Annotated in this window: 20 protein-coding genes, 1 pseudogene and 1 riboswitch; of the genes and pseudogenes, 10 read left to right on the top strand and 11 right to left on the bottom strand. The window is 57.0% G+C overall.

Annotation, left to right across the window (positions count from 1 at the left end):
- Positions 1 to 80 precede the first annotated feature (80 nt).
- From pabB to AACV31_RS02820, 4 genes are all read left to right on the top strand, one after another.
- Complete coding sequence (gene pabB, locus AACV31_RS02835) at positions 81 to 1,445, top strand: aminodeoxychorismate synthase component 1 (RefSeq protein ID WP_165154496.1); 1,365 nt, start codon at positions 81 to 83, stop codon at positions 1,443 to 1,445.
- A gap of 2 nt (positions 1,446 to 1,447) precedes the next feature.
- Positions 1,448 to 2,026, top strand: coding sequence for a CoA pyrophosphatase (locus AACV31_RS02830; protein WP_165154633.1), 579 nt, complete (start codon positions 1,448 to 1,450; stop codon positions 2,024 to 2,026).
- Between the two features lie 171 nt (positions 2,027 to 2,197).
- Positions 2,198 to 3,562 carry an L-serine ammonia-lyase gene (gene sdaA / locus AACV31_RS02825; protein WP_165154498.1) on the top strand — a complete coding sequence of 455 codons (1,365 nt, stop codon included), beginning with the start codon at positions 2,198 to 2,200 and terminating at the stop codon, positions 3,560 to 3,562.
- A 129-nt stretch (positions 3,563 to 3,691) separates the two neighbouring features.
- Positions 3,692 to 5,290 (top strand): EAL domain-containing protein, encoded by a 1,599-nt coding sequence (locus AACV31_RS02820; protein ID WP_165154500.1) that lies wholly within the window; start codon positions 3,692 to 3,694, stop codon positions 5,288 to 5,290.
- 3 nt (positions 5,291 to 5,293) lie between these two features.
- Here AACV31_RS02820 and yoaE read toward each other — a convergent pair whose 3' ends face one another.
- Positions 5,294 to 6,853, bottom strand: a complete 1,560-nt coding sequence (gene yoaE, locus AACV31_RS02815; protein ID WP_015741582.1) for a CNNM family cation transport protein YoaE — start codon at positions 6,851 to 6,853, stop codon at positions 5,294 to 5,296.
- 462 nt (positions 6,854 to 7,315) lie between these two features.
- On the opposite strand from yoaE, the gene manX reads away from it, so the two are divergent.
- From manX to mntP, 5 genes are all read left to right on the top strand, one after another.
- On the top strand, positions 7,316 to 8,278 hold the full coding sequence (gene manX / locus AACV31_RS02810; protein ID WP_015741583.1) for a PTS mannose transporter subunit IIAB: 963 nt from the start codon (positions 7,316 to 7,318) through the stop codon (positions 8,276 to 8,278).
- Between the two features lie 64 nt (positions 8,279 to 8,342).
- The gene (locus AACV31_RS02805; RefSeq protein WP_146379116.1) at positions 8,343 to 9,143 is read left to right on the top strand and encodes a PTS mannose/fructose/sorbose transporter subunit IIC; all 801 of its coding nucleotides are present in this window, start codon (positions 8,343 to 8,345) and stop codon (positions 9,141 to 9,143) included.
- Between the two features lie 12 nt (positions 9,144 to 9,155).
- Positions 9,156 to 10,007, top strand: a complete 852-nt coding sequence (locus AACV31_RS02800; protein ID WP_007762290.1) for a PTS mannose transporter subunit IID — start codon at positions 9,156 to 9,158, stop codon at positions 10,005 to 10,007.
- A gap of 60 nt (positions 10,008 to 10,067) precedes the next feature.
- Complete coding sequence (locus AACV31_RS02795) at positions 10,068 to 10,526, top strand: DUF986 family protein (protein WP_075199262.1); 459 nt, start codon at positions 10,068 to 10,070, stop codon at positions 10,524 to 10,526.
- Between the two features lie 198 nt (positions 10,527 to 10,724).
- Positions 10,725 to 10,897: riboswitch (yybP-ykoY riboswitch) on the top strand.
- A gap of 5 nt (positions 10,898 to 10,902) precedes the next feature.
- On the top strand, positions 10,903 to 11,466 hold the full coding sequence (mntP, locus tag AACV31_RS02790; protein WP_007762297.1) for a manganese efflux pump MntP: 564 nt from the start codon (positions 10,903 to 10,905) through the stop codon (positions 11,464 to 11,466).
- Here the strand turns inward: mntP and rlmA are convergent.
- From rlmA to mgrB, 6 genes and pseudogenes are all read right to left on the bottom strand, one after another.
- Positions 11,463 to 12,278, bottom strand: a complete 816-nt coding sequence (gene rlmA, locus AACV31_RS02785) for a 23S rRNA (guanine(745)-N(1))-methyltransferase (RefSeq protein WP_165154501.1) — start codon at positions 12,276 to 12,278, stop codon at positions 11,463 to 11,465. The two genes, mntP and rlmA, sit on opposite strands and share 4 nt — an antisense overlap.
- Positions 12,279 to 12,432: 154 nt before the next feature.
- Positions 12,433 to 12,642, bottom strand: a complete 210-nt coding sequence (cspE, locus tag AACV31_RS02780; RefSeq protein ID WP_004386688.1) for a transcription antiterminator/RNA stability regulator CspE — start codon at positions 12,640 to 12,642, stop codon at positions 12,433 to 12,435.
- Between the two features lie 15 nt (positions 12,643 to 12,657).
- Positions 12,658 to 12,799: pseudogene (locus tag AACV31_RS02775) on the bottom strand (DUF2627 domain-containing protein); the annotation flags it as partial.
- 515 nt (positions 12,800 to 13,314) lie between these two features.
- Positions 13,315 to 14,325 (bottom strand): MBL fold metallo-hydrolase, encoded by a 1,011-nt coding sequence (locus AACV31_RS02770; protein WP_105538967.1) that lies wholly within the window; start codon positions 14,323 to 14,325, stop codon positions 13,315 to 13,317.
- Positions 14,326 to 14,345: 20 nt separating this feature from the next.
- Positions 14,346 to 14,633 (bottom strand): YebO family protein, encoded by a 288-nt coding sequence (locus AACV31_RS02765; RefSeq protein WP_007762308.1) that lies wholly within the window; start codon positions 14,631 to 14,633, stop codon positions 14,346 to 14,348.
- 69 nt (positions 14,634 to 14,702) lie between these two features.
- Complete coding sequence (gene mgrB / locus AACV31_RS02760; protein ID WP_007698804.1) at positions 14,703 to 14,846, bottom strand: PhoP/PhoQ regulator MgrB; 144 nt, start codon at positions 14,844 to 14,846, stop codon at positions 14,703 to 14,705.
- 158 nt (positions 14,847 to 15,004) lie between these two features.
- On the opposite strand from mgrB, the gene AACV31_RS02755 reads away from it, so the two are divergent.
- Positions 15,005 to 15,244, top strand: coding sequence for a YobH family protein (locus tag AACV31_RS02755; RefSeq protein ID WP_007762310.1), 240 nt, complete (start codon positions 15,005 to 15,007; stop codon positions 15,242 to 15,244).
- Positions 15,245 to 15,286: 42 nt separating this feature from the next.
- Here the strand turns inward: AACV31_RS02755 and kdgR are convergent, their stop codons facing one another.
- The 4 genes from kdgR to proQ all read right to left on the bottom strand — a co-directional run bounded on the left by kdgR (position 15,287) and on the right by proQ (position 20,173).
- The gene (kdgR, locus tag AACV31_RS02750; RefSeq protein ID WP_007762313.1) at positions 15,287 to 16,078 is read right to left on the bottom strand and encodes a DNA-binding transcriptional regulator KdgR; all 792 of its coding nucleotides are present in this window, start codon (positions 16,076 to 16,078) and stop codon (positions 15,287 to 15,289) included.
- Positions 16,079 to 16,337: 259 nt separating this feature from the next.
- Positions 16,338 to 17,219, bottom strand: a complete 882-nt coding sequence (gene htpX, locus AACV31_RS02745; protein WP_007762316.1) for a protease HtpX — start codon at positions 17,217 to 17,219, stop codon at positions 16,338 to 16,340.
- A gap of 196 nt (positions 17,220 to 17,415) precedes the next feature.
- Positions 17,416 to 19,464, bottom strand: coding sequence for a carboxy terminal-processing peptidase (gene prc / locus AACV31_RS02740; RefSeq protein WP_105538966.1), 2,049 nt, complete (start codon positions 19,462 to 19,464; stop codon positions 17,416 to 17,418).
- A 19-nt stretch (positions 19,465 to 19,483) separates the two neighbouring features.
- Positions 19,484 to 20,173, bottom strand: a complete 690-nt coding sequence (proQ, locus tag AACV31_RS02735; RefSeq protein WP_007762325.1) for an RNA chaperone ProQ — start codon at positions 20,171 to 20,173, stop codon at positions 19,484 to 19,486.
- Positions 20,174 to 20,194 lie beyond the last annotated feature (21 nt).

Below are 20,194 nucleotides of genomic sequence, written 5' to 3'. Positions count from 1 at the left end.
TGTTACATTGATGAGTTCAATTATTTCACGCCGCGCGCGCAGGCGCCAGACGCCCCGCGCCGTTGTTAGCTGTCGTCCTGATGAATACGAACCTGACTCCTGAACTGATCTCCCTGCCCTGGCGCGCCGATGCGCTGCAACAGACCTTTTCTGCGCTACAACATCAGCCCTGGGCGATGTTGCTGCACTCGGGTTTTGCCGAGCACGCCCATAACCGTTTCGACATTCTGGTGGCCGACCCGCGCGTCACGCTGACCACGCGGGGGGCGCTCACTATGACGCAAGATGCAGAGGGTTGCCAGCACAGTGAAGACGATCCGCTGCGTCTGCTGCACGCGGCGCTGGCGCGTTTTCCGTTTACGCCCGCGCCAGCGGACGATTTCCCGTTTCAGGGCGGCGCGCTCGGACTGTTCGGCTACGATCTCGGACGACGCTTCGAGCGGCTGCCCGCAAAGGCCAGCGCCGATCTCAACGCGCCGGACATGGCGGTCGGCATTTATGACTGGGCGCTGATTGCCGATCATCACCGCGAGCGGCTGACGCTGCTCTGCTATGGCGACGCCAACGCGCGCCTCGCCTGGCTTGAAGCCCAGCAGCCTGTTAACACCGCGCCGTTTCGCTTAACCACGCCCTGGCGCTCGAACATGACGCGCGAAGAATATGGCGAGAAATTCCGCCAGGTGCAGGCGTATCTGCGAAGCGGCGACTGCTACCAGGTCAATCTCGCGCAGCGTTTTCGCGCGCAGTACGAGGGCAGCGAATGGGAGGCGTTTTTAACGCTCAATGCCGCTAACCGCGCCCCGTTCAGCGCCTTTCTGCGCCTGCCGGATCAGGCGATTTTAAGCCTGTCGCCGGAGCGGTTTATCCGCCTGCATGACAGCGCGATTGAAACGCGCCCGATCAAAGGCACGCTGCCGCGCCTGGCCGACCCGGCTGAAGACGCCCGTCAGGCCGCGCGGCTGGCGCACTCGCCTAAAGATCGCGCCGAGAACCTGATGATTGTCGATCTGCTGCGTAACGATATTGGCCGCGTGGCGACGCCTGGCAGCGTGAAAGTACCGGAGCTGTTTGTGGTCGAGCCGTTCCCGGCGGTGCATCATCTGGTCAGCACCATTACCGCGACGCTGCCGCCGCAACTACACGCGACCGATCTGCTGCGCGCGAGTTTTCCCGGCGGCTCTATCACCGGCGCGCCCAAAGTGCGGGCGATGGAAATTATCGAAGAGCTGGAGCCGCAACGGCGCAACGCCTGGTGCGGCAGCATCGGTTATCTCAGCTTCTGCGGCGCGATGGATACCAGCATTACCATCCGCACGCTGACCGCTGACGGCGGCGCGCTCTGTTGCTCTGCGGGCGGCGGCATCGTGGCGGACAGCGAGGAAGCGGCGGAATATCAGGAAACTTTTGATAAAGTTAACCGTATCCTGCACGCATTAGAGAGGTAATGATGGAGAATACTCCGCTGACGCTCGACCGGTTTTTATCGCGTTTCCAGCTCCTGCGCCCGCAGTTGAGCCGCTCCAGTCTGAATCAGCGCCAGGCCGCGGTGCTGGTGCCGGTGGTGCGCCGCCCGGAACCGGGCCTGCTGCTGACGCAGCGCGCGGCCACGCTTCGCAAACACGCGGGCCAGGTGGCGTTCCCCGGCGGGGCCGTGGATGCCACCGATGCGTCGCTGATTGCGGCGGCGCTGCGCGAAGCCCAGGAAGAAGTGGCCATCCCGCCCGAGGCGGTAGAGGTTATCGGCGTGCTGCCGCCGGTAGACAGCGTGACCGGGTTTCAGGTGACGCCCGTGGTGGGCATTATCCCGCCGGATCTACCTTATCACGCCAGCGAAGATGAAGTGGCGGCGGTCTTTGAGATGCCGCTTGCCGAGGCGTTACGGCTCGGTCGCTATCACCCGCTCGACATCCACCGGCGCGGCAACCATCACCGCGTGTGGCTCTCCTGGTATCAGCACTATTTTGTCTGGGGCATGACCGCAGGCATTATTCGTGAGCTGGCGCTACAAATCGGCCAGAAACCCTGACTATTATTGTGGGTGAAAAGTGCGATCCGCAGCACTTTATTAGGCGGCCTCGCCTTATTCATTAGTTTAATTCATGTGAATAGTTAACTGCGCAGCACAATAACCTTTTACACTATGCGCTGTTTTCACACCGTCATTTGCCATGCAAATGACTCTGTCAGGAGTTACCACGTGATTAGTCTATTCGACATGTTTAAGGTGGGCATTGGCCCCTCCTCTTCCCATACTGTAGGTCCGATGAAGGCCGGGAAGCAGTTCGTCGATGACCTGGTCGAAAAAGGATTATTGCAGGACGTGACCCGCGTCGCGGTGGATGTCTACGGCTCGCTCTCATTGACCGGCAAAGGCCACCACACCGATATCGCCATTATCATGGGCCTGGCGGGCAACGAACCCGCCACGGTGGATATCGACGCCATACCTGCGTTTATCCGTGATGTCGAAACCCGCGGTCGCCTGTTGCTCGCGCAGGGCGCACATGAAGTCGATTTTCCGAAAGACAACGGCATGCGTTTTCAGAGCGACAATCTGCCGCTGCATGAAAACGGCATGACCATTCACGCCTGGAGCGGCGAGAAAGAGATCTACACCAAAACCTATTACTCCATCGGCGGCGGTTTTATCGTCGACGAAGAGCATTTCGGCAAAGCCGACAGCAATGAAGTGAGCGTGCCGTATCCGTTCCACTCCGCCAAAGATCTGCTGGCGCATTGCAAAGAGACCGGCCTGTCGCTCTCCGGCCTGATGATGAAAAACGAGCTGGCCCTGCACAGCAAAAAAGAGATTGAAGACTATTTCGCCGATGTCTGGCAGACCATGCGCGCCTGTATCGATCGCGGTATGAATACCGAAGGCGTGCTGCCTGGCCCGCTTCGCGTACCGCGTCGCGCCTCCGCGCTGCGTCGTATGCTGGTTTCCAGCGATAAGCTCTCCAACGATCCGATGATCGTGGTGGACTGGGTAAATATGTTTGCGCTCGCCGTGAACGAAGAGAACGCCGCGGGCGGCCGTGTGGTCACCGCGCCGACCAACGGCGCGTGCGGCATCGTACCGGCGGTACTGGCCTATTACGATCACTTTATCGAGTCGGTGAGCCCCGATATTTACATCCGCTACTTCCTGGCGGCGGGCGCTATCGGCGCGCTGTATAAGATGAACGCGTCTATCTCCGGCGCCGAAGTGGGCTGCCAGGGCGAAGTGGGCGTCGCGTGCTCGATGGCGGCAGCGGGCCTGGCGGAGCTGCTGGGCGCGAGCCCGGAGCAGGTCTGTGTGGCGGCGGAAATCGGCATGGAGCATAACCTGGGGCTGACCTGCGACCCGGTCGCGGGCCAGGTGCAGGTGCCGTGCATCGAACGTAACGCGATTGCCTCCGTGAAGGCGATCAATGCCTCGCGTATGGCGATGCGCCGCACCAGCGAGCCGCGCGTTTCGCTCGATAAAGTCATCGAGACCATGTACGAAACCGGCAAAGATATGAACGCCAAATACCGTGAAACCTCACGTGGCGGCCTGGCCATTAAGGTCCAGTGCGATTAATGCCTTAAGCGCCGCCCTCGCGGCGCTTTTTTTATCCCTGCCCGCCTTTTATTTCTCCCGTCGCGTCAACGCCCACTACACTCTTAACATTCGCCTTCATAACTCAGATGAGTCTGAGAGACCGAGCCTATGCAAAAAGCGCAGCGCATTATTCGTGCTTACCGCCGTCGGCGGTTGATCCTCTGTTTTGCCCTCGCCCTTCTGGCGTTGTTGCTGACGCTGGGAATACGCTATCTTGCCGACCGTAAACAGTATCAGCACGACACCACGCGCTACGCCGCCCGCGCGGTAGAAACGATTGAAGAACTGCTGGTGCCGCTCGATGCCGCCCGCGCCGCGCTGCTGCCGCTGGTGGGCATGCCGTGCCTGCAGGTGCATCGCCAGCTGCGCGAGATGGCCGCCAGCCTGCAGACGGTTCGATCCATTGCGCTGGTTAATGACGGCATCCTCTATTGCTCCAGCATTTTCGGCGAGCGCAACGTGCCGGTGCATCAGTTACAGCCCCATCTCCCTGCGCCAAATCCCTTAATGCGCTTGTCGCGCGACAGCTCGCTGATCAAGGGAAGCCCGGTGCTGATCCTCTGGACCCCTTCTCTGGATAACAGCCAGTCGGGCGTATTGCAGTCGGTCAATATTGAGTTCATCGCCAGCCTTCTGCTGAACCCGGACCCGCCCGTTATCGAGCATGTGCTGTTCGACGTGGCGGGCAAACATCTGGAATATGGTCGCGGTCTGACCGAAACGGCGCACGCGAGCGAAGGGCTGACGCAATATCAGCAGACCTCAGAACGCTACCCGTTCTCCGTGACGCTGCTGGGCCCCTCGCCAGACGCGCTGGCGCTGAAAAATCTGCCGGGCCAGTTGCCGCTTGCGGTGCTGCTGAGCCTGCTGATTGGCTATATCGCCTGGCTTGCGACCGCCCGACGCATGAGTTTCTCCTGGGAGATTAATCTCGGTATCGCCAACAATGAGTTTGAAGTCTATTGCCAGCCGCTGGTGAGCGGGAAAACCGGCGAATGCACGGGCGTGGAGCTGCTGCTGCGCTGGAACAACCCGCGTCTTGGGCCGATTGCGCCGGATGTGTTTATCCCGCTTGCCGAACAGCTCAAGCTGATTAACGCGCTGACGCGTTATGTGCTGATAAAGACCGTCGCGCAGCGCCACTATTTTCCGGCGTCTGCGGATTTTCACATCGGGGTGAATATCGCCGCCAGCCATTTTCACGAGGGGGTGATCATTGACGATCTGAAACGCTACTGGTATCCCTCCAGCCCGGTCCAGCCGCTGTTTCTGGAGCTTACCGAGCGCGACGCGCTGCCGGAGGTGGATTATCGCGTGGCCCATGATTTACGTCAGCTGGGCGTAAAACTGGCGATCGACGATTTCGGCACCGGTCAGAGTTCGCTCTCGTATCTGGAAACGCTCAGCCCGGATGTCCTCAAAATGGATAAACGCTTTACGGCCGCTATTGGCACCGACGCGGTGAACTCGACCGTTACGGACATTATTATCGCGATGGCGAGAAGGCTGAAAATCGAACTGGTGGCGGAAGGGGTGGAGACCGAAGAACAAGCCGCATATTTGTGCCGCCTCGGCGTGCCGGTATTGCAGGGGTATTTATTCGCGCGCCCGATGCCGCTCAGCGAGCTGCCGCAGTGGCTGGAACAACGGCGCGCCCATCCGGGCACGCCGTTCTGGCGCCGGAGACTTCCGGCGCCGATGGTCTGACGGTTACTCTTCTTCGTCGTGGTGCGGCGTGTCTTTCACCACACGCACCAGATCGACGCGGTAAGGGTTAGCCTCGACGATAGTAATACGCAGCGGCGGCATCGCCAGTTCATCGCCCACGCACGGGATCTGCCCGTTGATGGCGATAACCAGCCCGGCGACCGTCGCGATATCCTCTTCGTCATTAACAAGCGACGGGAGATCCAGCGTCTGCTGCAGCGCATGGAGGTCGGTTGAACCTTTCACCAGCCAGCCGTCGCCATCGTTGACGATTTCCGGCGTTTCGTCGGCGTCCGGGAATTCCCCGGCGATGGCCTCCAGCACGTCCAGCGGCGTCACCAGCCCCTGCACCACGCCAAACTCGTTATTAACGATAACAAAGCTGCCGCGCGCGCGGCGCAGCACGCCGAGCAGGTTGATGGGGTCCAGCGTCTCCGGCACGACAATCACCGGCGTCGCCGAAGCGATAGCCGCGACGTCAACGCCTTCTTCCAGCGCCACTAACAGCTCTTTCGCACGCACCACGCCGATGATTTCATCCAGCTCGCCGCGGCACACCGGGAACAGGCTGTGCGGTGAGGACAATAACTGCTCGCGAATTTCATCCACGCTGCGGTTCGCATCCACCCAGCTGATTTCGCCACGCGGCGTCATGATGCTGCGAAGCGAACGGGACGCCAGCGTCAGCACGCCGTTGATCATGTAACGCTCTTCTTCGGCAAACGCCTCGGCATGAACCGGCACCACGGTATGATGCTCCGTTTCACTGACCGGCGCCGGACGGCGACGATTGCCCATCAGACGCAGGATCGCTTCCGCCGTACGCGCGCGCAGCGGCAGGTTAGACTGATGCTTCAGGAAGTTGCGACGCGCCACCTGGTTGAAGAACTCAATAATGATTGAGAAGCCAATCGCCGCGTAGAGGTAGCCTTTCGGAATATGGAAACCAAAGCCTTCCGCCACGAGACTGAGACCAATCATCAGCAGGAAGCTCAGGCAGAGCACCACGACGGTTGGATGCGCGTTGACGAAGTTCGTCAGCGGCTTCGAGGCGAGCAACATGACGCCCATCGCAATCACCACCGCAGCCATCATGACCGGCAGATGGTTCACCATGCCCACGGCGGTAATCACAGCATCCAGCGAGAAGACAGCGTCCAGCACCACAATTTGCGCCACGACAACCCAGAAGCTGGCATAGCCTTTACCGTGGCTGTCATTATGCTGACGGTTTTCCAGCCTTTCATGGAGCTCGGTCGTGGCCTTGAACAACAGGAACAGCCCGCCGAACAGCATGATCAAATCACGGCCGGAGAAGCTCAGTTCCCATACGCTGAAGAGCGGACGGGTGAGCGTCACCATCCAGGAGATCAGCGACAACAGACCCAGACGCATCACCAGCGCCAGGGATAAACCAATCAAACGCGCTTTATCGCGCTGCTTCGGCGGCAGTTTATCCGCGAGAATGGCAATAAACACCAGGTTGTCGATGCCGAGGACTATCTCCAGCACCACAAGCGTTGCTAAGCCCACCCAGATCGAGGGGTCCATTAAGAATTCCATAACAGGCTCCTGCACAAGGAATGACTAAACGGCACCCCAACGATGTCGGGCGCTTTGACATGATTTATCAGAGAGTTAAGGCGAAAGCCTTGTGACATGACGGCTGATGAAAGCCTGGAAAAGAAAAGACGTCGGTGACGGTCCATACGGTGGGCTGCTGCCCGCTACTCCTGTAAGTTAATCGGAAATCTACCTTAACAAAGCGTAATAGCCTTTGGCAAAGATTTACCAGAATTTGCAATCGATGTGACATAAAAAACGCGCATATTTTGCGCTTACGCCGAATGCCTTGTTTTGATGGCAAAATTACTGACCTTCATCACAAACATTATTTTTTCGCGTTCTAAAATAAATCGTGCTTGGGTTTTGAAAGCTTACAAATCCTTATCTGAATCGATTCGATAAGCGAATCACTGTTAGCGGTGCCTTTAGGGGCATTGACAATAACCACGGAGGTAGCAAGTGACCATTGCTATTGTCATAGGCACGCATGGCTGGGCGGCTGAACAACTGCTCAAAACAGCAGAAATGCTGTTGGGCGAGCAGGAAAACGTAGGCTGGATCGATTTCGTCCCTGGCGAAAATGCGGAAACCTTGATCGAAAAATATAACGCACAGCTCGAAAAACTGGACACCAGCAAAGGCGTTGTCTTTCTGGTCGATACCTGGGGCGGCAGCCCGTTCAACGCGGCGAGCCGCATTGTTGTGGACAAGCCCAATTATGAAGTCGTCGCCGGGGTGAATATCCCGATGCTCGTCGAAACCTTAATGGCGCGCGATGATGACCCCTCTTTCGATGAACTGATAGCGATTGCCGTTGAGACCGGCCGCGAAGGCGTTAAGGCGCTGAAAGCCAAACCCGCTGTGAAAGCCGCTCCCGCAGCTCCTGCCCCGAAAGCGGCGGCGCCTGCCAGACCGATGGGGCCGAACGATTATATGGTCATCGGCCTCGCCCGTATCGACGACCGTCTGATTCACGGCCAGGTCGCCACCCGCTGGACCAAAGAGACCAACGTTTCGCGCATTATCGTGGTGAGCGATGAAGTCGCCGCCGACAACGTGCGTAAAACGCTGCTCACTCAGGTGGCTCCGCCAGGCGTTACCGCGCACGTGGTGGATGTCGCCAAAATGATCCGCGTTTATAACAACCCGAAATATGCGGGCGAGCGCGTCATGCTGCTGTTCACCAACCCGACCGACGTTGAGCGCGTCGTGGAAGGCGGCGTCAAAATCACCTCCGTCAATATCGGCGGGATGGCCTATCGCCAGGGCAAAACCCAGGTGAATAACGCGGTGTCTGTCGATGAGAAAGATATCGAGGCCTTTAAGAAACTCAACGCGCGCGGCATTGAGCTGGAAGTGCGTAAAGTCTCTAACGATCCCCGTTTAAAAATGATGGATTTGCTCAGCAAAGCCGCGAAATAACGGCATTGCGGGTTCACGATTACTCAGTTTTTACACGTAAGTTTGATATCACAGGAGAAGTACAATGGAGATTACCACTCTTCAGATTGTGCTGGTGTTCATCGTCGCCTGTATCGCTGGTATGGAATCGGTGCTTGATGAATTTCAGTTCCACCGCCCGCTGGTGGCCTGTACTCTGATCGGTGCAGTACTGGGGGATATGAAAACCGGCATTATCATCGGCGGTACGCTGGAAATGATAGCGCTCGGCTGGATGAATATCGGTGCTGCCGTGGCGCCTGACGCCGCGCTGGCGTCCATCATCTCGACCATTCTGGTTATCGCCGGGCATCAGAGCATCGGCGCCGGTATCGCGCTGGCGATTCCGCTGGCCGCGGCAGGCCAGGTGCTGACCATCATCGTGCGTACCATTACCGTCGGCTTCCAGCACGCGGCGGATAAGGCGGCGGAAAGCGGCAACCTCACCGCGCTGTCCTGGATCCACGTCTCGTCCCTCTTCCTGCAGGCGATGCGTATCGCTATTCCGGCAGTCATCGTGGCGATTTCCGTCGGCACCAGCGAAGTGCAGAGCATGCTGAGCGCTATCCCGGAAGTCGTGACCGGCGGCCTTAACATCGCCGGCGGTATGATTGTGGTGGTCGGTTACGCGATGGTCATCAACATGATGCGCGCGGGCTACCTGATGCCGTTCTTCTATCTCGGCTTCGTTACCGCCGCGTTCACCAACTTCAACCTTGTGGCGCTGGGCGTCATCGGCGCCGTTATGGCGGTGCTCTATATCCAGCTGAGCCCGAAATATAACCGCTCCGCAGCGGCACCCGCGCACACTGCTGGCGCGAACGATCTTGATAACGAACTGGATTAACAGGTGAGCGACATGGTTGATATGACTAAAACAACTGGTGAGAAAAAACTGACCCCGGGCGACGTGCGCGGCGTGTTTATCCGCTCCAACCTCTTCCAGGGATCGTGGAACTTTGAACGCATGCAGGCGCTCGGCTTCTGCTTCTCGATGATACCGGCGATCCGCCGCCTCTATCCGGAAAACAACGAGGCGCGTCGTCAGGCCATTAAACGCCATCTGGAGTTTTTCAACACGCATCCGTATGTGGCGGCCCCGGTGCTCGGCGTGACGCTGGCGATGGAAGAGCAGCGCGCCAACGGCGCGGAGATCGACGACGGCGCGATTAACGGTATCAAAGTGGGCCTGATGGGGCCGCTGGCAGGCGTCGGCGACCCGATTTTCTGGGGTACGGTACGTCCGGTGTTCGCCGCGCTCGGCGCAGGTATCGCCATGAGCGGCAGCCTGCTCGGCCCGCTGCTGTTCTTCGTGCTGTTTAACCTGGTGCGTCTCGCCACGCGCTACTACGGCGTGGCGTACGGCTACCGTAAAGGCGTCGATATCGTTAAAGATATGGGCGGCGGCTTCCTGCAAAAACTGACCGAGGGGGCGTCAATTCTCGGTCTGTTTGTGATGGGGGCGCTGGTTAACAAGTGGACGCACGTGAACATTCCACTGGTGGTATCGCGCATCACCGACCAGAACGGCACGGAAAAAGTCACCACGGTGCAGACTATCCTTGACCAGCTGATGCCGGGCCTGGTGCCGCTGCTGCTCACCTTCGCCTGTATGTGGCTGCTGCGCAGGAAAGTGAACCCGCTGTGGATTATCGTTGGGTTCTTCGTGATTGGTATTGCCGGTTACGCGGTCGGCCTGCTCGGCCAGTAACGGTTAATGTTATGCGCCGGGGGCCAGTGGCTCCCGGCTTTTTTATTTAAGGGAGACGGCATGACGCTGACTGATGGAGTTCTGGTCATTTTTATTATCGCGCTGCTGGGCTGGGCCATATATGACCAGTGGGGAACCGAGCGTCGCCACGGGAATACCCTGCTGCGCGTACCGCTGCTAAAACGCGGGCGTGCCGACAGCCTGATCTTCACCGGCCTGGTCGCCATTCTTATCTGGCAGAACATCGCCTCGCACGGCGCGCTGCTCACCACCTGGCTGCTGGGTGCGCTGGCGTTAGTCGCGATTTATCTTTTCTGGCTCAGAGAGCCGCAATTACGCTTTAAACGTGAAGGTTTTTTCTTTGCCGGCGGCTGGGTGAAATATGACCAGATTAAAGCGATGAATTTATCTGAAGACGGCATTCTGGTCATGCAATTAGCAAGGCGCAGATTGCTTATCCGCGTTAAAAATATCGATGACCTGGAGAAGATTTATCAATTTATGATTAACAATCAATAGGTTAAAAAATATAGCACAGGCTATTTTTGCGGGTAAAAAATAACCATGCTTATAGCCCGTGCTATATTTTTATACGCTGCTTTTCTTTAATTCTTAACAACTCCGTCACGTCCTGCCATTAAGCGAAAACCATTCTCATTTATAACCAAAAGGTTATTCGCTCATTATTGTCTTTGCCGTCTGGAATATGGTAAGGTTGCGCCCGTCATTGGGGAGTAGCCAATTTCCTTAAGGAAATGTACGCGTCAACATACTCGTTGCAAAACGTGGCGCGTACGGACTGAAGCCCTTTCAGTCAGGCGAGACCATAGGCACGCGGCCGCTGTTTACTGGGGGCGGTCGGCGTGTATATGGTGATCCCGGTCAGGACCTCAATATGAATCTTTCCGCAACCCTGCTTCTCGCCTTCGGCATGTCTATGGACGCGTTCGCGGCCTCCATCGGCAAAGGCGCCACGCTCCATAAACCGAAATTTTCCGAAGCGCTCCGTACGGGCCTGATCTTTGGCGTTATCGAAGCGATCACGCCGCTGGTAGGCTGGCTGCTGGGCTTGCTGGCTACGCAGTTTGTCCTCACCTGGAACCACTGGATAGCATTTGTACTGCTGGTATTTCTCGGCGGCCGAATGATTATCGAGGGCGTGCGTGGGTGTGATGAAACGCCTGAAAAAATCCGTCGCCACAGCTTCTGGCTACTGGTGACCACGGCGTTCGCCACCAGCCTTGACGCGATGGCGGTCGGCGTGGGCCTCGCCTTTCTTCAGGTCGATATTGTGAAAACCGCGCTCGCCATCGGCTGCGCCACGCTGATTATGTCAACGCTCGGTATGATGGTCGGTCGCTTTATCGGCCCGCTGCTTGGCAAACGGGCCGAAATTCTGGGCGGCGTGGTGCTTATCGGTATCGGCTGCCAGATCCTCTGGAGCCACTTCGCGGGCTAAACCTCGCGTCGCCAGACCCGCAGGCAAAAATCCGTTTCACAGCGAAACGCGCCCTGCGCGCGCAGCGTCTCCCACACTTCCGGGCGCGCGCGCCACGCGAATGGCGTCATCTGCAAAAGCGTCGTCGCCTCTTCGCCGTTCAGGCTCATCTCATAACGTAACGCCTGCTCCTCAGCGAGCGTAAAGCCGTGGAGCGACTCCTCATTCGGCGCATGCAACCGCACCTCATCATAGATAAGCCCTTTGAGCTGGATAAGATGGCGCGGGCCAGGCGTGACGGTCACTACAACGCCACCGGGCTTCACCACGCGCGCCAGCTCTTCGGCTTTGCAGGGCGCGTAGATCCGCACGACGGCATCGAAAAAACCATCCGGAAACGGCAACCGGTGGCTGGATGCCACGCAAAACGCGATATCGGCGTAACGCTTCGCGGCAAAGCGGATGGCGCTGCGCGACACATCAAGCCCAAAGCTCTGCCCGCCGTGGGCGGCGGTAAGCGCCGCGAAGGCGCTGGTGTAGTACCCTTCCCCACACCCAAGATCCAGCAGCGTCGCGCCGCTTTGCGGCAGATTCTCAGCCAGCCGTTGTGCGGTATGCTCGCGCAGCGGCGCGTAGTGGCCGGCGTCAAGAAACGCGCGGCGCGCCTGCATCATTTCGGTACTGTCGCCCGGATCCCGCGAGCGCTTATGCTGCACCGGGAGAAGATTCACATACCCTTCCTTTGCGATATCGAACTGATGGTTGCTGGCGCAGCGGAAGCTTCTGGCTTGCGCCTGTAATGGCAAATGGCAAAGGGGGCAGATAAACGACATGACGACTCCGGAACAGCGCAAAACGCGAAGTTTAACGTGATTCGGCGAGCGGGGAAACGCTGATACGCGTCATGAATGAAAAAGCCCCGCCAGTGGGCGGGGCTTTAAAATAGCTGGCCGGTGGAAACAAGGCACCGGGTCAGTTTAAGTGCGATTAGATAGCAACTACGTTAACAGCTGCCGGACCTTTCTGACCGTCCTGAATCTCGAACTCAACGTTCTGGCCTTCAGCCAGAGTTTTGAAGCCATTACCCTGGATTGCAGAGAAGTGTACAAACACATCTTTGCTGCCGTCAGCAGGAGTAATGAAACCAAAACCTTTAGATTCGTTGAACCACTTAACTTGACCTTTAATCTTTGCCATTTCGCAAATTCCTTCAATTGTTTTGTTCGCCCGCAGGCGCTGACTTAGATAAAACAGAGACATTACTGCTTGAGGCACTAAAATAAGGTTCGGCAGAGAAGCGGTATTCAACGACAACGTGTTTACTCAGGACTTCTTTACTGAAAATGCCACACATAAACAGAACTGTACCTCGTTTAACCCAAAACTTGTTATCACATACAACGTAACCAATGGCAAGCCATTTTTATACGCTGCACGATCTGTCGCACAGATTCCTCAACAGATCGCTATGTCACTGACAATAAAGCACAGAACGGGCACGCGAAGCCCTGTAGAGGTTACCTCGCCGCCCGGTTCTGGCTTACAGCCAGAATGCACTTTTTAACAGTAGCTCAATAACTTCGGTTCGTCCAGGCGACACGGGAAAGCAATCGGGTTATTTTCCGCGCTGTTATTATTTCTGCAAAAGCTTATTCATAAATGTGGTTAAACTTCATTTTAACGAGGCTTTATTACAGCCTGACGGCAGTAAACAATGTACAAATCAAAAAAGCTTGTACAAGATAATTTCTTTCTGCACCAAAATAATGACATTTTAATGAAAGTTGCCTCAAAAAGAGGCAAGCGGAATAAGGCAAAGTGATTAATAAATCATCTTGCAGAAGCGACTTTAACCCGCCAGATATATTCTTACTCGGGCTTATTCGTCGTCAGCGATAAATATTGTCCGATACGGCGCGGCGCGAACGTTTCCGCTTTTTCGCCTCGTTCGGCAAGGGCGCTTATCAGCTCGGCAGGCGGCGCATCCAGCGATTCATCCGCCAGCTCAAACACGCCCCAGTGGATGGGAATGGCGAGCGGGCGCCCAACATCCTGCCAGAGCCCGACCGCCTGCTGCGGATCCATATGGTGCGGCGCCATAAACCAGCGTGGCGCATAGGCGCCGATGGGAATGGCCGCGCCCGTCAGCGGCCCCAGACGGCGCGGAATTTCCAGCAACTCAGATGTATAACCGCTGTCGCCGCTGAACCAGAAACGCTGCGAGACGCTTTCAATGACCCAACCACACCACAGTGAACGGTTTCGGTCCCACGGGGTGCGCATGCTCCAGTGCTGCGCCGGCACGGCGGTCATGCGCAGGTCACCCCAGGACTGGCTCTCCCACCAGTCGAGTTCAGTAACGTCACGGATGCCGCGCTTCACAAACCACCCTTTCAGGCCCAGCGGCACAAAAAACGCCGCGTCAGGGAAGCGTTTCACAAGGCGGCGTACCGTGTTGTTGTCCAGATGATCGTAATGATTGTGTGAAATCAGCACCGCGTCGATACGCGGCAGGCGGGCAAGCTCCAGCGGCAACGGCGTTTTACGGACGGGGCCGTAAAAGCTCACCGGCGAAGCGCGGCGGGAAAACAGGGGATCGGTGAGAATATAACGGCCATTGAGACGAATCAGCAGCGTGGCGTGGCCGAGCCACCAGACGCCGTCCTCTTCGCCCTCAATAACCGCTGGCTGCCACCACTGTCGGATAAACGCGTCGTACCCGCCACCGGGCGGGTGCGGCAGCCCCTGGGCTTTGCGTTCATCCTGCCAGCGGCGCAAATCGCCGGGCTGATGCCCGACCTCCTGCGTGTTGCAAAAGCCGTCAGGGCGGTGATGCGCTTTCGTGGGATCGTACCAGGGATTCTTCCAGACCATGCTCATCACCTCCGGGGCGTTGGCGATTAGCGCTCAGCCACCAGGCGGACGAAACCGTCGTCGTCATCCTGCGTCGCCGCGGGCGTGGCGGCAGGCGTCTGCGCCTCCGGCTCGTTCGCGTCGCACAGACGGCGCAGCAGCGCCGTCTGGCGCTTTTCCTGCTCAAGCAGCGCTTCCAGCAGTTCAACCTGTTGGTTTGCGCGCACGCTTGCACGGTTAATAAAAAACCAGGCCACCAGCGCCACGAGAGCGCCAAAGAGAGAAATCGCCAGGGAGGCGACGTTTAAAGCACCAGAATTTACAATATCGTTCATGCTAACCACCTCAAGGAAACGCGCTATCTTACCACCGCTGCGGCGTAAGGGCATCGCCTGACTGACGCGTTACCAGGGAATGAACTTATTGATGGTGCAAATGCCGCTGAAAAACTGAACGTCCTGATCGCACATCACATTGATAGTCTGCGTCCACAGCAATAAACAGGCCACCAGCACGGCCAGCAAAATAGCCCATCTGAATTTTTTCACTACCTTCTCCGTTACGGCATCTACGGGGCCAAATTATCACGGAAACCTTAAACCAAATATCACTGTAACGTTAAGTCACCTAATACGGAATCCTCTCCTTGCGACGAAGCGGCAGGCGCGGCAGGCTGTACGCCTGAACGTAAACAAACGGAGCCGTTATGCGCTATTTGATTCGTATCGCCGCACTCGTCGTCGTGGCCTGGGTTGCGCTGCTTTTTAGCGGTTATGGAGTGTTGATTGGCAGTCATGAGAATGCCGCGGGCTTAGGATTGCAGTGCCGCTATCTGACAGCGAGACAGGTGGTCAACGCGCAGTTCATCCATTCTGACACCGGGATCATCGGCATTACCGCCTGCCCGGTGCTGCGTAAAAGCGAAACCGTCGTGGATAACAGCTAACGCGACACAGTAAAACGCCGCAGACCCGCTGCGGCGCTTTTATCAGAACGGGTAATCGTTATAACCCATCTGTTCGGAGATTTTCCGCGCGGCGGTATGCAGAATTTCCACATACTCGTGCAGACGCTCCTCGGAGAAACGCAGCGTCGGGAAAGAGATACTCAGCCCCGCGATCACCACGCCAAAGCGGTCGAATACCGGCACCGCGATGCAGCGCAGCCCTTCTTCCTGCTCTTCGTTATCTTCGCCGTAACCGTGTTCACGGACCTGATCCAGCACCGGCAGCAGCGCCTCCGTGGAGACAATCGTGCGATCGGTGCTGCGTTTATACTCGACGCCTTCGAGGATCTGTCGTACCTCGTCGCGGTCGCGCCAGGCCAGCAGCACTTTACCGATAGCGGTACTGTAGAGCGGATTGCGGCGACCGATGCGCGAATACATGCGCAGGTTATACATCGAGTCGATTTTATGGATGTAGACAATGCTGTCTTCGTCCAGCGCGCCCAGGTGAATCGTTTCCTTTGTCAGGCGTGACAGTTCACGCATCTGGATATCCGCGCTGCGGATCAGATCGACATTCTGTAGCGCACGGGCGCCAAGCTCAAAGAGCTTGAGCGTCAGAGAATACTTTTCTGACTCCCCTTCCTGAGCGACATAGCCCAGAGATTTCATGGTCTGCAAAAAGCGGTAAACCGTGCTTTTTGACATCATGACGCGCTGCGACAATTCGGTGATACCAATTTCCCGCTCTTCACCCAACGCCTGCAAGATACCAAAGACCTTGAGCACCGAAGAGACGGAGTCAGGCTGTTTATCTAAGTCTGCGATTGCCATTGATCACCTCGATCGCATTTGTTTTATAAAAATCAGAACCGGTTTTTATTATAAATTCCGGGCGACGGCGCCGCAATGTATCTGTGCTCGCGCATGAAAATTCTGCGACATAAAACCTGATTAGCGCTCAGGATATATCTTCAGCGGCGGATCAAGCGCTTAGCGCCTGCCGGACAGACGTAAAAAAAACGCAAGCGGCTTCTGACGCCCAAAAAAAAGCGCGCCCTCAGGCGCGCTTTCGACGTTATCAAGTATGCGATTACTTCAGGTATTCACCGCTACGCAACGCTTCGATACGTTTATCCAGCGGCGGGTGCGTCATGAACAGTTCGCTCAGCGATTTCGATTTACCGTTGATGCAAAACGCCATCATGCTGCTCGCTTCCTGCGGCTCGTAGCTGGTTTTCAGGCGCTGGAGCGCCGCAATCATCTTCTCGCGGCCCACCAGTTTCGCGGAGCCGGCGTCAGCGTGGAATTCACGGTAGCGCGAGAACCACATTGTGATAATGCTCGCGAGGATACCAAACACCAGTTCCAGCACGGTCGCCACCGCAAAGTAAATCAGCGGGTTGCCGTTGCTCTCTTCGCCTTCGTCGCGGTTGCCGCCGAGAAAACCTGCCGCCACCTGCGCGATGATACGCGAAATGAAAATCACGAAAGTGTTCACCACGCCCTGAATCAGCGTCATGGTGACCATGTCGCCGTTGGCGATGTGGCTGATTTCATGCGCGATAACCGCTTCCGCTTCATCGCGGCTCATGTTCTGCAACAGGCCGGTACTCACCGCCACCAGCGAGGCGTCGCGACGCGCGCCCGTGGCGAACGCGTTGATATCCGGCGCATGATAGATAGCTACCTGTGGCATGGCGATGCCAGCCTGGCGCGACTGCTGCGCCACGGTATCCATCAGCCAGCGTTCCGTTTCATTACGCGGCGCTTCAATAACTTCACCACCCACCGATTTCAGCGCCATCCATTTGGACATCAGCAGCGAAATAATCGAGCCGCCGAAGCCAAACAGCAGCGCCATGATCAGAAGGCCCGTCACGCTGCTTGACTGGATCCCTGTCAGGCTGAGCACCAGACCGAACACCATCATGACGGCCAGGTTAGTCAACAGGAAAAGCGCAATTCGCATCATAATTTTCTTTTTACCTCGGTTTAACAATACGCAGTATGCGATTACACACATCGTAGGGGCGCGCACGGCGTTTTCAAGCATCAGAGGCTGGCAAGTCTCTAAAAATACGAAACTTTACATTTTGTAGCATTTCGCTGACGGGGCTAAACACGTCGCTAAAAAAACCGGCGCCTCAGAGGGCGCCGGTTGGGGAGTTTTACTTCTGCGGATCAGCGGGCTGCGCCGTTTTCTCTTTGGTCATCTTCGCCAGATCAAGGGCAATATGCACCGTTTCATCGAGATACGGATCGGGCTCCTGATAATCCTTCGGCAGATCCTCAAGCTTCGCCAGCGGCGGTTTGCCCGCACGCTTCAGACGATCGTTGATACGCGCCAGTCGGGTTGCATCATCTTCATGGTTCTCTTTTTCACGCTGGGCAAGGTTAAGCGAAACCATATTACGCTTATCTTTCATGGCGTTATAACGAGCAATATCCTTGATGATGTACTGGAACTCTGGATCTTTCGCGATACGTTCGTTGTGGTCTTTCAGCAGCTCAGGACCGAGCGGCTTCAGATCGCCGGATTTCTCATACGTCGCCGCATTGATGCTGTCCCACGGCAGTGCGTTATCCTCGAATTTCTCGCCGGTTTCCGTCTCTTCATTGCCGGTTGGCATGATGATATCCGGCGTGACCCCTTTACGCTGGGTACTGCCGCCGTTAACACGGTAGAATTTCTGGATGGTGTACTGCACGGAACCCAGCGCCGGCCATTCAGGACGCAGCATCTGATCGTAGATGCGGTTCAGCGAACGGTATTGCTGCACGGTGCCCTTGCCGAAGGTCGGTTCGCCGACAATCAGCGCGCGGCCGTAATCCTGCATGGCGGCGGCGAAAATCTCAGACGCCGAGGCGCTGAAACGGTCGACCATCACCACCAGCGGACCTTTGTAATACACCACGCCGTCGGTGTCGCGATCTTCACGCACCTTGCCGTTGTTATCACGCACCTGCACCACCGGGCCAGACGGAATAAACAGACCGGAGAGCGAAACCGCTTCCGTCAGCGCACCGCCGCCGTTTGAGCGCAGGTCGATGATCACGCCCGACACATTCTGCTTCTCAAGCTTCTGGAGCTGCACTTTCACGTCATCGGTCAGACCAACATAGAAGCCAGGGATATCCAGCACGCCGATTTTTTCTTTACCGACATTTTTCACCGACATCTTCACCGCGCGATCTTCGAGACGAATGCGCTCGCGCGTCAGCGTCACGATGCGGGTTTTGGTGCCTTTACCGGCAGGCAGAACTTCAAGGCGTACTTTACTGCCCTTTGGCCCTTTGATGAGCGCGACGACGTCGTCCAGGCGCCAGCCGATCACATCCTGCATCTGCTGACCGACCTGGCCTACCCCGACAATGCGATCGCCAACGCTTATCGCCTTGCTTTTCGCGGCCGGGCCGCCCGCGACCATGGAGTTGATGACGGTATAGTCATCGTCCATTTGCAGAACGGCGCCGATGCCCTCAAGCGAGAGGCTCATTTCGGTGTTGAACTGCTCGGTGCTGCGCGGCGAGAGATAGTTGGTATGCGGGTCAATCTCATGCGCGAAGGCGGTCATCGCCAGCGAGAACACATCTTCGCTGTTGGTCTGCGCCAGACGGCGGATCGCGAATTTATAACGCTTGGTCAGCGTTTCACGGATTTCCGCATCGGTTTTACCGGTCAGCTTCAGGCTCAGCTCGTCATATTTGACTTTGCCGTCCCAGAGTTTATTCAACTCCGCTTCGCTGGCAGGCCAGGGCGCCTTGCTGCGATCGATATCAAACGTATCGTTACCGGTGAAATCCATCGGTCTTTCCAGCACTTTCAGCGCGTACTGATAACGCTCAAAACGGCGCTGCTGTGCCAGATTGTAGAGATCGTAAAACACATCAAGCTTGCCGCTACGCAGTTCATCGCCAATCTGCCCTTTTTTCTTCGCGAACTGCTCAACGTCCCCCGCCAGCAGCACGTTATGGCTGTAGTCGAGAAGGTTGAGGTAACGATCGAAGATTTTGGCGGAGAAAGCTTCGTTAAGATCGAACTGGCGGTAGTGAGAGCGGGTGAACCTTGAGGTCACGCGCTCGCTAACAGTGGCATGCTGCGGCTCTTCTTTCAGAACCGGGATCTGGTCAGGACGGGTAATGTCATCCACGGCCAACGCCTGACCCGCCATCAGCAGCAGGCCGGCGACGGCGGTAAGCTTAAAAAAAGTGTTCATGCCCTGGTTGACCTCCGTTTCAGAACAATAAATGTTCTGCGCGTACAATCATCGACATACCAGAAGTCAGCTGTACACGGACGCCATCTTTGGTAATTTCCTGCACGGTGGCGTCCATCGCGTTGTTGCCTGCTTTGACCTTGATGGCCTGGCCGACGCTGAGCGCCGTAATGTCAGACACCGGAGTATGGCGCTCTTCACGCGCAGGGCGCGATGGTTTGGCGGCGGCAGGTTTAGCGGCGCGAGGTTTGCGCTCGGCGTTTTCCTGGCGACGCGGAGCCGGACGCGGCTTACGTTCACGACGCGCAGCGCCGTTCTCTTCGCCTTCAGCGCCTGCCGCTTCGCGTTTCTTCGCCTGCTGCTCGGCGCGCTGCGCCTGAACGCGGGCTTTCGCTTCTTCAAGCTGCTTGCGGGCGTGTTCTACGTGCTGTTCTTCCAGAACGCCGCACGGGTTGCCGTCGAGATCGACGCGCGTGGCACCGGGTTTGATGCCGTAAAGATAGCGCCAGCTCGACGTATAAAGACGTAATGCGGAACGAAGTTGCGTTTTGCTGAGGTTCATTTCGCCCTCAACACGCTCCACCAGATCCTGAAAAATGCCGATCTTCAGAGGACGCGCTTCGCCTTCAGCACTAAAACACTGCGGAAAACGTTCGGCCAGAAAGGCGATAACTTCTTTACTGCTATTCAACTTAGGTTGATTTTCCATGAAATTTCCTGATTACAACGG

Source organism: Cronobacter sp. EKM101R, from assembly GCF_963888145.1.
In the GTDB taxonomy this organism is placed as follows: domain Bacteria; phylum Pseudomonadota; class Gammaproteobacteria; order Enterobacterales; family Enterobacteriaceae; genus Cronobacter; species Cronobacter turicensis.
This window is presented reverse-complemented; position numbering and strand designations above follow the sequence as displayed.

Coding starts and splice junctions, on each gene's coding strand:
- pabB (WP_165154496.1), top strand. CDS start 81: ATGAATACGAACCTGACTCCTGAACTGATCTCCCTGCCCTGGCGCGCC.
- AACV31_RS02830 (WP_165154633.1), top strand. CDS start 1,448: ATGGAGAATACTCCGCTGACGCTCGACCGGTTTTTATCGCGTTTCCAG.
- AACV31_RS02820 (WP_165154500.1), top strand. CDS start 3,692: ATGCAAAAAGCGCAGCGCATTATTCGTGCTTACCGCCGTCGGCGGTTG.
- yoaE (WP_015741582.1), bottom strand. CDS start 6,853: ATGGAATTCTTAATGGACCCCTCGATCTGGGTGGGCTTAGCAACGCTT.
- AACV31_RS02805 (WP_146379116.1), top strand. CDS start 8,343: ATGGAGATTACCACTCTTCAGATTGTGCTGGTGTTCATCGTCGCCTGT.
- AACV31_RS02800 (WP_007762290.1), top strand. CDS start 9,156: ATGGTTGATATGACTAAAACAACTGGTGAGAAAAAACTGACCCCGGGC.
- AACV31_RS02795 (WP_075199262.1), top strand. CDS start 10,068: ATGACGCTGACTGATGGAGTTCTGGTCATTTTTATTATCGCGCTGCTG.
- mntP (WP_007762297.1), top strand. CDS start 10,903: ATGAATCTTTCCGCAACCCTGCTTCTCGCCTTCGGCATGTCTATGGAC.
- rlmA (WP_165154501.1), bottom strand. CDS start 12,278: ATGTCGTTTATCTGCCCCCTTTGCCATTTGCCATTACAGGCGCAAGCC.
- cspE (WP_004386688.1), bottom strand. CDS start 12,642: ATGGCAAAGATTAAAGGTCAAGTTAAGTGGTTCAACGAATCTAAAGGT.
- AACV31_RS02770 (WP_105538967.1), bottom strand. CDS start 14,325: ATGAGCATGGTCTGGAAGAATCCCTGGTACGATCCCACGAAAGCGCAT.
- AACV31_RS02765 (WP_007762308.1), bottom strand. CDS start 14,633: ATGAACGATATTGTAAATTCTGGTGCTTTAAACGTCGCCTCCCTGGCG.
- AACV31_RS02755 (WP_007762310.1), top strand. CDS start 15,005: ATGCGCTATTTGATTCGTATCGCCGCACTCGTCGTCGTGGCCTGGGTT.
- kdgR (WP_007762313.1), bottom strand. CDS start 16,078: ATGGCAATCGCAGACTTAGATAAACAGCCTGACTCCGTCTCTTCGGTG.
- htpX (WP_007762316.1), bottom strand. CDS start 17,219: ATGATGCGAATTGCGCTTTTCCTGTTGACTAACCTGGCCGTCATGATG.
- prc (WP_105538966.1), bottom strand. CDS start 19,464: ATGAACACTTTTTTTAAGCTTACCGCCGTCGCCGGCCTGCTGCTGATG.
- proQ (WP_007762325.1), bottom strand. CDS start 20,173: ATGGAAAATCAACCTAAGTTGAATAGCAGTAAAGAAGTTATCGCCTTT.